Here is a 12220-nt window from a genome sequence, read left to right as displayed (position 1 = left end):
GCCTAGCCATGTGGTTACCAAGTGTCCACGCAGGGCGAGACGGGCTGCAGCGCGCGCGTGGCCGATTCCAGCCCCCGCACCAACCAGGTGCGCGTTTCGGCGGGGTCGATCACCGCGTCGATCTCCAGCGTCTGCGCCATGTGGATCGCCTCGCCGTTCTCGTACTGCTGGGCCACGAGCTGCTTGAACAGCGCGTCGCGTTCCGCACCCTCCGGCACGGCAGCCAGTTCCTTGCGGAAACCCAATCGGACGGCGCCTTCCAGCCCCATCGCGCCGAATTCGCCAGTGGGCCAGGCCACCGTGAACACGGGCGCGTCGAAGCCGCCCGCCGTCATCGCCTGCGCGCCCAGGCCGTAGCCCTTGCGCAGCACCACGGCAAAGAACGGCACGCGCAAATGCGAGGCCACCATGAACATGCGGCACACGTGGCGCACCTGCGCCTGCGCCTCGATCTCCGGGCCGACCATGAAGCCCGGCGTGTCGCACAACGACACAATTGGAAGGCCGTGCGCATTGCACAGCTGCATGAATCGCGCGGACTTGTCGGCCGCTTCCACGTCGATGGCGCCGCCGAGGTGGTGCGGGTTGTTGGCGATCAGCCCGACCGGCCGGCCCTGGATGCGCGCCAGCGCGGTGACGATGCCGGCACCGAAGCCCGCACGCAGTTCGAGCAGCGAGCCGGTGTCGGCCACGCCGCGCATTGCGGCCCGCACGTCGTACACGCGCAGCCGGTTCTCGGGCACCACGTGGCGCAGCGCGCGCGGGTCGGCGCATTGCCAGCCGGTGGTCGGCCCCTGGAAGTACGAGAGGTACTGCTTGGCGGCAGCCACCGCAGCCGCTTCGTCTTCCACCAGGATGTCGATCACGCCGTTGCGCGACTGCACGCTGCTCGGGCCGATCTGCTCGGGCGCGAAGGTGCCCAGGCCGCCGCCCTCGATCATCGCGGGGCCGCTCATGCCGATGTTGCTGCCCCTGGTGGCGATGATCACGTCGGCGCAGCCCAGCAGCGCCGCGTTGCCCGCGAAGCAGCGGCCGTGCACGATGCCCACCACAGGCACCTTGCCCGACAGCGCCGCGAACTGGCTGAAGGTGTGGTTGTTCAGGCCCGCGACGATGGGCATGTCGGTGTCGCCCGGCCGCCCGCCGCCGCCTTCGGCGAACAGCACCACCGGCAGCTTGAGCTGATGCGCCACCGCCAGCAGCCGGTCGGTCTTGTGGTGGTTGCGCATGCCCTGCGTGCCGGCCAGCACCGTGTAGTCGTAGGCCAGCACGGCGCAGCGCGACGCCTCGGGGCCGAACAGCTTCGCGTTGACACTGCCCAGCCCGGTGACCATGCCGTCGGCGGGCGTGTTGGCGATCAGGTCTTCGAGCGTGCGGCGGCGCGTTTGCGCGGCGATGGCGAGCGCACCGTACTCGATGAAGCTGCCGGGGTCCGATGCGGTGTCGCACAGGTCGGCGATGTTCTCGCGCGCGGTGCGTCCGCCCTGTGCGTGGCGCTTGTCGACGGCCGCCTTGCGGTTGGCGTCCAGCGTGGGTGCGTGACGGTCGATGACTTTCTGCAGGTCGGGACGGATCGCGTCGAGGTCCTGCGCGGTGCGCGCCTCGGCTTGCACGGCCTGCGCATCGACGGCCTCCAGCTGCACCAGCGACTGGCCTTCGACGAGGTAGTCCCCGGGCGCGGCCAGCAGCGCGACCACGCGGCCGGCCACGGGCGCATGCAGCAGGTGCTCCATCTTCATGGCCTCGAGCACGCCGAGCTGTGCGCCGGCGGGCAGCACGTCGCCCACCTCGACCTCGAACTGCACGAGGCGCGCAGGCATCGGTGCCTTCACGGCCAGCTCGTCCGAGCCGTCGTCGGCAGCGACCGCTTGCACCACCGGTACCGCCACCGTCTTCCTGCTCGTCTTGTCGAGCAAGGCCGCGCCGGCCAGCAGGTCGCCCAGGTGCGCTTCCACGAAACGCGTGTGCACCGCCTGCGTCGCGAACTCAGGTCGTGCCGCGATCGCGCGCAGCAGCGACAGGTTGGTGGCAATGCCCTCGATGTGGCACTCGTCCAGCGCGCGCAGCGAGCGGCGCAGTGCGTCTTCGAAACGCGGCGACGGCGACTGCACGATGAGCTTGGCCAGCAGCGTGTCGTAGTGCGGCGAAGGCGCCAGGCCCGCGTAGCCGTGCGTGTCGACGCGCACGCCGGGGCCCGACGGAAGGTCGAAGCGCGCAAGCGTGCCGCTGGATGGCCGCGCGTTGCCCTGCGCGTCGAGCGTCTCAGCGTTGATGCGCCACTGCAGCGCAAAGCCGCGCTGCGGCGCGGTGCCGTCGGCCTCCACGCCGAGTTCGCCCAGCGCCTGGCCGCCTGCCACGGCGACCTGCAGTTGCACCAGGTCCAGGCCGGTCACCGCTTCGGTGACCGTGTGCTCCACCTGCAGGCGCGGGTTCGCCTCGATGAAGACGAAGGGCAGCGTCGCCGATGCCGCATCGACCAGGAACTCGAAGGTGCCAAGGCCGCGATAGCCGACCGTCTTCGCCATGCGCAGCGCCGCCTGCGTGACCTGCGCGCGCAGGGCTTCGGGCAGCGAAGGGCTGGGCGCGATCTCCACGAGCTTCTGAAAGCGCCGCTGCAGCGTGCACTCGCGCTCGCCCAGGCTGGCCACGGAGGTGCCGTCGCCCAGCACCTGCACCTCGATGTGCCGCGCATTGCGCATCAGCCGCTCGACGTACACGCCTTCAATGCCGAACGCCGCCTTGGCTTCGGACATGCAGCGCGCATGCGCCTCGGGCAGCTCTTGCGCGTTCAAAACCGCGCGCATGCCGCGCCCGCCGCCGCCGCCGATGGCCTTGACCATCACGCCCGCGCCCTGCGCATGCTGCTCGGCGAAGAAGGCCTGCGCCTGCGCGAGCGTGACCGCGCCCGCGCTGCCCGGCATCACCGGCACCTCGCATCGCATGGCCAGCGCACGCGCGCGCGCCTTGTCGCCGAACAGGCCGAGCTGCTCGGGCGTGGGGCCGATGAAGACCAGGCCGGCGTCCGCGCAGGCCTGCGCGAAGTCGGCCCGCTCGCTGAGGAAGCCGTAGCCGGGATGCACCGCATCGCAGCCCTGCGCCTTCGCCACCGCGATCAGCGCGGCGGCATCGAGGTACGCGGACGGCCCGGTGGCATCGAGCGCAACGGCGGTGTCGGCCAACTGCACATGCAGGGCGGCAGCGTCGTCGCGCGCATGCACCGCCACGCTGGAAAGCCCCAGGTCGCGCAGCGCGCGCACCAGGCGAACGGCGATCTCGCCGCGGTTGGCAATCAGAACTTTGGAGAACAAGCGGAACCTCTCAGTGGGGGTCTTTGAGCAGGCGGCGCAGCACCTTGCCCGCGCCCGTGGTGGGCAATGCATCGATGAAGCGCACGGCGCGCGGCGCCTTGTAGCTCGCCATGTTGTCGCGCGCCCAGGCCACGAGCGCGTCGGCCTCGAGCGTGGCACCGGGCTTGCGCACGATGAAAGCCTTGACGACCTCGCCCTTCTCGGCATCGGGCTGCGCAACGACGGCCGCCTGCGCCACCGCCGGATGCTTGATGAGGATGGTCTCGACCTCTTCCGGGAACACGCTGTAGCCCGAGACCTTGATCATTTCCTTGAAGCGGCCGATGAAGGTGAGGTAGCCGTCGGCGTCGAGCTTGCCCATGTCGCCGGTGTGCACCCATCCGTTGCGCAAGGTGGCGGCCGTGGCCTCGGGCTTGTTCCAGTAGCCCTTGAACGTGCCCTGGCTGGTCAGCACGATCTCGCCGACCTCGCCCACGGGCATGTCGGCCTGCGTGTCGGTGTCGATGACGCGAATGGTCACGCCCGGCACCGCGATGCCCTGCGTGCCCCAGCGCGGCGCGTGGTGCGGCGTGTAGGTGTCGCAGGTGTGGGTTTCGCTGAGGCCGTAGGCCGCCTCGAACGAGGTGCAGTTCGGCGCATGCGCACGCCACTGCTGCGCCAGCGGCTCGGTGAAGGTGATGCCGAAGCTGGTCACCGGGTTCATCTTCAGGCTCGACAGGTCGAAGCCGGCGATGCCGGGCACCTGCATGCAGGCCACGTTCATCGGCGCGATGCTGTACCACCAGCTCACCCTGTACGTGGCGATGGCCTGCAGCACCGCATGCGGATCGAAGCGGTGCAGCAGCACCGAGGTCGCGCCGCTCAGCACGGGCACGTTGACGCCCATCAGCATGCCGGCGATGTGGTACAGCGGCGCGATGGACAGCAGCACGTCGGCAGGGCCCACGCCGTTGCAGTCGGCCGCGGCGCGCGTCTTGAAGAGCGCATTGCCGTAGCTCAGCATCGCGCCCTTGGGCAGGCCCGTGGTGCCCGAGGTGTAGGTCATGAGCGCGATGTCGTCCATGCCGATGGCGACGGGCCGAGGCTTCGCATCGGTGCCCATCACCGCGAGGAAGTCTTCGCAGTCCGGCGGCACGCTGCGTTCGGCCTTGCCTTGCGCGGCGAGCTCCGCCGCCAGTTCGCCCGGCAGGTCGGGCGCCGGCTCGGCGGGCAGCAGGTCGGCGTAGTGCACCACGAACACATGCGCGAGCGCGCTGGCCGACTGCACCTTGCGCACCACCGGCAGCAGCGGCGCGGCCGCGACGATCACGCGTGCCTTCAGGTCGTTGAGCTGGTAGGCCAACTCGTGCTCCTTGTTGAGCGGGCCGCTCGGGCAGACGATGGCACCGATCTTCTGGATGCCGAAATGCGCGACCAGGTACTGCGGGCAGTTGTTCAGGAAGAGCACCACCGGCTCGCCCTTGGCCACGCCCAGGGCCTGCAGTCGCGCGGCGAAGGCGTCGCTCGCGCGGTCGAGCTCGGCCCAGCTGAGGGCACGGCCGTACCAGATGCAGGCCGCGCTGTCGCCGCGTTCGCGCGCATGGCCGCGCAGGTACTCGTGCAACGGCTGCTCGGTGCGCGGCGGCAGTTCGCGCAGGTTCTGCGCTGCGGGCTTGTTTGTCTCCATGGCGTCTCTTTCTCAGGGTTATCGATAGCCGCCCACGCATGGCGGGCGCTTGCCAATGCCGCATGGTGCACGAACAATCCTACCCATGGGTATAACTTCGGCGACACGGCACAAACCCTCTGGAGACCAGAGCGAGACCACGGCACAGCCGCACCTGCCGCAGGGCACCGGCCGCCAGCGCGCGGCCACGCAAAGCACCGACGTGCAGCGCGAGCGCATCCTGCAGGCGGCCGCGCAGCTGTTCGCGGCGCAGGGCTACGCGAACACCACCATGGCGCAGATCGTGCGCGCGCTGGGCGTGACCAAGCCCTTCGTGTACTACTACTTCCGCGACAAGCAGGAGATTTTCGAAACGCTCTCCTGGCGCCCCGCGGTCGACTGCTTCACCGCGCTGGACTTCGCGGCCGGCGACCCGCGCCGCGCCAGCGAGAAAGTGATCGAAGGCATCGAAGGGCTGATTCGCGCGACCATCGCGCACCACCCCTGCGCCTTCTTCGCGTACCGCGAACCGCAGGTGTACCGGCCCGAATACATCGCCGCGCAGAAGAGGCTGGCGCACCACTTCTACGACCTGCTGTGCCCGCTGCTCGAGGAAGCGCGGCGCGACGGCGACCTCGACTTTGCGGAGACCAAGATCACCGCGCTCGCGGCCTGCAGCCTGCCGGGCTTCCTGTACAGCTGGTACCGCCCGGGCGGGCGCCTGTCGCCCGACGAGGTGGTGGCCGAGCTCACCAGGCTGGCCAGCCGCGTGATCGGGCTGCAGGCGAAGAACTGACCACCATCCCCGGAGACAACACACCATGAAGCTGAAGAATGCGCCCCTGGCGCGGATCGCCCTTGCTTGCCTGATTGCCACAGCAGGCGCCGCACAGGCCCAGCAGCAGACCTACAAGATCGCCTACATCGACCCACTCTCGGGCCCCTTCGCCAACGTCGGCGAGCTGATGCTGATGCACACGCAGTACGCCATCGAGGACATCAACGCCAAGGGCGGCGTGCTCGGCGGCACGAAGCTGCAGCTGCTGCAGTTCGACAGCAAGCTCTCCGCGCAGGAAAGCCAGAGCGCGCTGCAGGCGGCCATCGACCAGGGCGCCAAGGCGATCGTGACGGGCGGCTCGGGCTCCTCGGTGGTCACGGCGCTGGTGCAGTCGGTGGCGCGCTGGAACCAGCGCAACCCGGGCAAGGAATTGATCGTGCTGAACCACTCGTCCATCGACCCGGAGATGACGGGCAAGGCCTGCAGCTTCTGGCACTTCCAGACCGAGGCCAACACGGCGATGAAGATGAAGGCGCTGGCCAACTACATCAAGAAGACGCCGGACGTGAAGAAGGTCTACCTGCTCAACCAGGACTACGCGCACGGCAAGCAGTGGGCGAGCTACGGCCGCCAGCTGGTGGGCCTGGCGCGCCCCGACATCCAGTTCGTCGGCGAAACGCTGCACCCGATCGGCCGCGTGAAGGACTTCGCGCCCTACATCGCCAACGTGAAGCAAAGCGGTGCCGACTCGGTGATCACCGGCAACTGGGGCCAGGACATGACGCTGCTGCTGAAGGCGGCGGGCGACGCGGGCTACAACCTGCGCTACTTCAACCACAGCGCGGGCTCGGTGCCGGGCACGGTGACGGCGGTGTCGCAAGCCAGGCTGGGCCAGCTGACCTGGGTGGCCGAGTGGCACCCGGGCGAGGCCGACACGCCGAAGGTGGACGCGCTGGCCAAGGCCTACAAGGCCAAGACGGGCAAGGACTTTCTCGCGCCGCGCATCGACATGACGCCGCGCCTGCTGGCCGCTGCCATCGACAAGGCGGGCAGCGTCGACACAGTGAAGGTGGCGCGCGCGCTGGAAGACCTGAGCTTCGACTCGGTGGTCGGCCCGGTGCGCATGCGGGGCGAAGACCACCAGCTGCTGTTGCCACAGGTGGTCAACACCATCGCGCCGGTGGACGGCAAGACGGTGAAGGTGGGCTGGGAAGGCACCAACTACGGCTTTCGCACGGACGCTGTCTATACGGGGAACGAACTGGCACAGGGGACTGATTGCAAGATGGTCCGGCCTTGAGTCTTCGGGGCGCCGTGGTTCATCAGGCGCTGCTGTTCAGGGCGTGTGAACAGGCCGCCGGGTACTCCCCTGCGCGAATGTCCCCCGGGGCTGCGCCCCTCCTCCTTTATTTCGCTGCGGGGAGCACCCGACGCCCTGTTCACCCGGGCACGCTGTCGGTTTGCGGCTGATCAACAACCGCTGCTGACAACGCTCACGCCGATGGGGTGCCTTGCGCAGCGAAATAAAGGAGGAGGCCGCAGGCCGGGGGACATTCGCGGAGCAAGGTACCCCGTCGGCGTGAGCGCTCCTTGAAGCACCCGCCCCTCTCCGGCTTTCAAGGGAGGACCTAAGGGAATCCCCGCCCTGCCCACGCCCTGTGCCGTCGGGATACTCGGTTGTTACACCCCGGACATCCGAAGCGGGTGCACTCCAAAGGCACGACAGACCATGGCAGGCAAAAACTCGCTCCACCCGATCCCGCATCCGGCGAAGAAGCCCTTCGTCGGCAACCTGCTGTCGATCGGGTCGGACTCTCCCGTGCTCGACATGTGGAAGATCGCGAAAGAGCTCGGCGGCATCTACTGGCTCGACATGCCGGGCATGCCGGTGATCGTGGTGTCCTCGCCCGCGCTGGTGGACGAGCTCTGCGAGGAAAAGCGCTTCGACAAGAGCACGCGCGGCGCACTGCGGCGGCTGCGCGCCGCATCGCACGGCCTGTTCACCTCCGACACGCACGAGGAGACCTGGTCGAAGCCGCACAACATCCTGCTGGCCAACTTCAGCCAGCGCGCCATGCAGGCCTACCACCCGATGATGCTGGACATCGCGGGCCAGCTGGTCACCAAGTGGGAACGGCTGAACTTCGACGAAGAGGTGGACGTGGTGCGCGACATGACCGCGCTCACGCTGGACACCATCGGCCTGTGCGGCTTCGGCTACCGCTTCAACTCGTTCTATCGCGAGGGCTTCCACCCCTTCGTCGACGCGATGGTGCGCACCCTGGAGACGGTGCAGAACCGCCGCGGCCTGCCGCTCGAAGAACTGATGCTGAAGAAGGAGCTCGCGCAGCAGCGCAAGGACATCCGCTACATGCACAAGATGGTGGAAGACATCATCGAGGAGCGGCGCGCGAGCGGCGCCGACATTGCCACCAAGCCCGACCTGCTGAGCTACATGATCGCGGGCGTGGACAAGAAGAGCGGCGAGAAGCTCTCCGACAAGATGATCCGCGACGAGTGCATCGAATTCCTCATCGCGGGACACGAGACCACCAGCGGGCTGCTCTCGTTCGCCATCTACTTCCTGCTGAACAACCCCGAGGCGCTGGCCAAGGCTCAGGCCGAGGTCGACAACGTGTTCGGCCCCGACACCACGCAGAAGCCCACCTACGCGCAGGTCAACCGGCTGCAGTACGTGATGCAGGTGCTGAAGGAATCGCTGCGCCTGTTTCCCACCGCGCCGGCCATCTCGATGCGCGCCAAGGAAGACACGACGATCGGCGGGCAGTACACGATCAAGAAGAACAACATGGTCATCATGCACGCGCTGGCGCTGCACCGTGACAAGGGCATCTGGGGTGAGAACGCCGACCAGTTCGACCCCGACAACTTCAGCCGCGAGGCCGAGCGCGAGCGCCCGGTGAACGCCTTCAAGCCTTTCGGCAACGGGCAGCGCGCGTGCATCGGGCGTCAGTTCGCGCTGCAGGAAGCGGTGCTCACGCTGGGCATGATCCTGCAGCGCTTCAACCTGGTGGACCACGCGGGCTACCAGCTGAAGATCAAGGAGGCGCTCACCATCAAGCCCGAGGGCTTCAAGATCAAGGCGCTGCTGCGCGACCCGGCCACGCGGCCGCGCGGCAACATGACCGACGCGGCGGCGGCGCCGGTGCAGCCCACGCAGCCGGCCGTGCGCAAGCCGCAGGCCGCGCGCCACGGCACTTCGCTGCTGGTGCTGCAGGGCTCCAACCTCGGCACGGCAGAAGACCTGGCACGGCAGCTGGCCGAAGCGGGCGAGCTGCGCGGCTTCTCGACGCAGCTGGCCTCGCTCGACGACTACGCCGAGCGCCTGCCGGCCAACGGCGCGGTGGCCATCGTCTGCGCCTCGTACAACGGCGTGGCGCCCGACAACGCGGCCGAGTTCCACCGCTGGCTCGACAAGGCCGACGACGCGCTCAACGGCGTGCGCTTCAGCGTGTTCGGCTGCGGCAACACCGACTGGGCCGCCACCTACCAGGCCGTGCCGCGCCGCATCGACGAGCGGCTCGAGGCGCTGGGCGCCACGCGCGTGCATCCGCGCGGCGAAGGCGATGCGCGCGAGGACATGGACGGCGCCTTCCAGGACTGGAGCGACGCGCTGTGGCCCGAGCTGGTGAAGGCCTTCGACATCAAGACCGGCGCCGACACGCCCGCGCAGAGCGAGCCGCTGTACACGCTGGAAGAACTGCCGCCGCCGCAGAAGAACGCGATCGTCGATGCGCTGGGCGCGGTGGCGCTGCGGGTCATCGAGAACCGCGAGCTGCAGAGCCCGGCCGATGGCGGTGTGCACGGCGAGGCCGGCCGCTCCACGCGCCACGTCGAGCTGATGCTGCCCGAAGGCCTGGTCTACCGCGCCGGCGACCACCTGAGCGTGGTGCCGCGCAACAGCCCGGCGCAGGTCGAGCGCGCGATGGCGCGCTTCGGCTTCGACCGCACGGCCCATGTGCGCCTGCATGCGGGCGCGGGTCGCAAGGCGGCGTTGCCGGTGGAGCAGGTGATTGCCGTCGACCGGCTGCTGGGCGACTACGTCGAGCTGCAGGACGTGGCCACGCGCAAGCAGATCGCCACGCTCGCGGCGTACACCGAATGCCCGTTCACCAAACCGAAGCTGGCGGCGCTGTCGGGCAGCGACGAGGCCTCGCAGGCGGCGTACAAGGCCGAGGTGCTGCACAAGCGCAAGTCGCTGCTCGACCTGCTCGAGGAACACCGCGCCTGCCAGGTGCCGTTCGCGGTGTTCCTGGAAATGCTGTCGCCGCTGTCGCCGCGCTATTACTCGATCTCTTCATCGCCGACGATGACCCCGGGCCGCTGCAGCGTGACGGTGGGGGTGGTGCGGGAACCGGCGCGCTCGGGCATGGGCACCTTCGAGGGCGTGTGCTCCAACTTCCTGGCGCGCGCGGAAGCCGGTGACACGGTGCATGGCGTGGTGCGCGAGACCACGGCCGAGGGCTTCCGCCTGCCCGAGGATGCGAGCCGCCCGCTCATCATGGTCGGCCCGGGCACGGGGCTGGCGCCGTTCCGCGGCTTCCTGCAGGAGCGCGCGGCGCAGATCGAGGCGGGCCATTCGCTGGGCGAGGCGCTGCTGTTCTTCGGCTGCCGTCATCCGGCGCAGGACTTCATCTATGCCGAGGAGCTGAAGGGCTGGGCGCACCGCGGCGTGATGAAGCTGCACACCGCGTTCTCGCGCTCGGGCGAGCGCAAGGTCTATGTGCAGGACCTGATCCGCGAGCAGGGGGCCGAAGTCTGGAAGCTGCTGGAAGCGGGTGCCGTGCTCTACGTGTGCGGCGACGGCTCGCGCATGGAGCCGGACGTGCGCCGCACGCTGAGCGACCTGGCGCGCGAGAATGGGCACGACAGCGCGGCGTGGATGGACAGGATGATTGCCGACCAGCGCTACGTGCTCGACGTCTGGGCCGGCGCGTAGCCTCGCCCAGCCTCGCAGGTCAGCTCGCGCGGTCCGGGTCCGGGTAGACCAGCGGCCCCAGCAGTCCGCGATTGAAGGGCTTCCACTGGCCCTCGGCCTGCGACAGCCGGTCGGCCACCGCATAGAGCACGGCCGGGTGCGCGCCCAGCCCCAGGTGGCTGGCCATCACCTCGATGTTCTCCGACTGCGGGCCGGTCTTCTCGATGCTGCAGCGCCAGGCCACCACGCCGTCGGTGCGGCTGAAGATGGAGGTGGTGGGCACGGGCGGCGTGGGCTGCACGAACTTCATGCGGCGCGGGTCGTGCGAGCTCTGGCCGCTCACGCCCTCGTACACGCGCCAGGCGTTGGTGGCGCGCGGGCTGCCCGAGAACGGGCTGCCCAGGGTGATCACGTCGCGGATCATGTGCGAATACGACGACGCCAGCATCCGTGCGTACACGCCGCCCAGGCTCCAGCCGATGACGCTGACCTTCTCGCCGTTCTTCTCGTGCAGGGTCTTCAGCAGCTCGACCATGCCGTGCTCCACGCCTTCGCGCGGGCCGAGGTTGCGGCCCAGGCCCCAGCCGTGCGCATCGTAGCCGCGGCTGCGCAGGTAGCGGCGCAGCAAGAGCGTGGAGCCGTCGCCGGCCACCAGGCCCGGCAGCACGATCACCGGGTGCCCGTCGCCGCGCGGCGTGAGCTGCAGCAGCGGCCACATGGCGATGCCGGCGCCGGTTTCCCAGAGCGCGCGCGCTTCGGCCAGCAGCAGCAGGCGCGACGGCGGGGCGATGGTGTCTTTGGCGTGGGTGGCGGTGGTCATGGTGCGGGTTCCTTGTCTGCCGATTCTTGTCTGTTGACGACGAAGTTGGGGCTCTGGCAGCCCATGCCCCGTCGGACAACAACGTCATTTATCCGAGGTATTTGCCCCTCAGGTAATCGAGGTAAGCCCTCGATTCACTGGAAACATACGGCGAAACGAGCGTGAGCGTGTAGAAAGCCGCCAGGCCCGGGTCGGCCTGCGCCAGCGCGTCGCGCCCCGGCACCAGCCGCTCGAACGACAGCCAGCAGGTGGTGGTGAACACCATCTGCAGCGCCAGGATGCGCGCCTGCTCGGCGCTGGTCTCGATCACGCCCGAGGCCACCAGCCCTTCGCACAGCGCCTGCGCGGCCAGCAGGTTGTGCGCCGTCAGGGCCTGGGCACGCTGGCCCAGCGCCGGGTATTCGCTGGCCAGAAAGGCCATGTCGCGGTAGATGAAACGGTATTCGTCAATGGCCTCGAAGCGCAGGTGCAGCGCCAGCCACAGGTCGTCGATGGCGGCAATGGCGGCCGACGAACCGTTCAGGGCCTCAAGCCGCTGCTCGAAGCGCCGGAACAGCCATTCGACGATCAGCTGCTTGGCCTTGAAGTGGTAGTGCAGGTTGCCCGGGCTGATGCCGAGCTCGGCCGCGATCTTGTGCGTGGACACGGCGGCAAGGCCCTGCGCGTTGAACAGCGCAAGGCTGGCCTGCAGGATGCGATCGCGCGTGGTGTTGGAACTGGCCACAACCGG

General features: G+C 68.9%; 7 protein-coding genes. 3 read left to right on the top strand and 4 right to left on the bottom strand.

What is annotated here, in order from left to right:
* Positions 1–14: 14 nt before the first annotated feature.
* Entirely contained in the window at positions 15–3308 is a 3294-nt protein-coding gene (locus AC1DJH_RS27245) for a carboxyl transferase domain-containing protein (protein WP_478187862.1), read from the bottom strand.
* A gap of 10 nt (positions 3309–3318) precedes the next feature.
* The gene (locus tag AC1DJH_RS27240) at positions 3319–4974 is read right to left on the bottom strand and encodes an AMP-binding protein (protein ID WP_478187861.1); all 1656 of its coding nucleotides are present in this window, start codon (positions 4972–4974) and stop codon (positions 3319–3321) included.
* Positions 4975–5059: 85 nt separating this feature from the next.
* Between AC1DJH_RS27240 and AC1DJH_RS27235 the strand changes: the two genes are divergently transcribed.
* From AC1DJH_RS27235 to AC1DJH_RS27225, 3 genes are all read left to right on the top strand, one after another.
* Positions 5060–5749 carry a TetR/AcrR family transcriptional regulator gene (locus tag AC1DJH_RS27235; protein ID WP_478187860.1) on the top strand — a complete coding sequence of 230 codons (690 nt, stop codon included), beginning with the start codon at positions 5060–5062 and terminating at the stop codon, positions 5747–5749.
* Positions 5750–5774: 25 nt separating this feature from the next.
* Complete coding sequence (locus AC1DJH_RS27230) at positions 5775–7031, top strand: branched-chain amino acid ABC transporter substrate-binding protein (RefSeq protein ID WP_478187859.1); 1257 nt, start codon at positions 5775–5777, stop codon at positions 7029–7031.
* 429 nt (positions 7032–7460) lie between these two features.
* The gene (locus AC1DJH_RS27225) at positions 7461–10691 is read left to right on the top strand and encodes a bifunctional cytochrome P450/NADPH--P450 reductase (protein ID WP_478187858.1); all 3231 of its coding nucleotides are present in this window, start codon (positions 7461–7463) and stop codon (positions 10689–10691) included.
* A gap of 19 nt (positions 10692–10710) precedes the next feature.
* Here AC1DJH_RS27225 and AC1DJH_RS27220 read toward each other — a convergent pair whose 3' ends face one another.
* Both AC1DJH_RS27220 and AC1DJH_RS27215 read right to left on the bottom strand, forming a co-directional pair.
* Complete coding sequence (locus tag AC1DJH_RS27220; protein WP_478187857.1) at positions 10711–11490, bottom strand: esterase/lipase family protein; 780 nt, start codon at positions 11488–11490, stop codon at positions 10711–10713.
* A gap of 88 nt (positions 11491–11578) precedes the next feature.
* Positions 11579–12214, bottom strand: coding sequence for a TetR/AcrR family transcriptional regulator (locus AC1DJH_RS27215; protein WP_472122266.1), 636 nt, complete (start codon positions 12212–12214; stop codon positions 11579–11581).
* Between the last annotated feature and the right edge of the window lie 6 nt (positions 12215–12220).

The sequence above is a fragment of the Variovorax sp. 10N412 genome (assembly GCF_056394985.1).
The sequence above is the reverse complement of the archived record's forward strand: the minus strand, read 5'-3'. Positions and strand labels throughout refer to the sequence as shown.

Coding starts and splice junctions, on each gene's coding strand:
- AC1DJH_RS27240 (WP_478187861.1), bottom strand. CDS start 4,974: ATGGAGACAAACAAGCCCGCAGCGCAGAACCTGCGCGAACTGCCGCCG.
- AC1DJH_RS27235 (WP_478187860.1), top strand. CDS start 5,060: ATGGGTATAACTTCGGCGACACGGCACAAACCCTCTGGAGACCAGAGC.
- AC1DJH_RS27230 (WP_478187859.1), top strand. CDS start 5,775: ATGAAGCTGAAGAATGCGCCCCTGGCGCGGATCGCCCTTGCTTGCCTG.
- AC1DJH_RS27225 (WP_478187858.1), top strand. CDS start 7,461: ATGGCAGGCAAAAACTCGCTCCACCCGATCCCGCATCCGGCGAAGAAG.
- AC1DJH_RS27220 (WP_478187857.1), bottom strand. CDS start 11,490: ATGACCACCGCCACCCACGCCAAAGACACCATCGCCCCGCCGTCGCGC.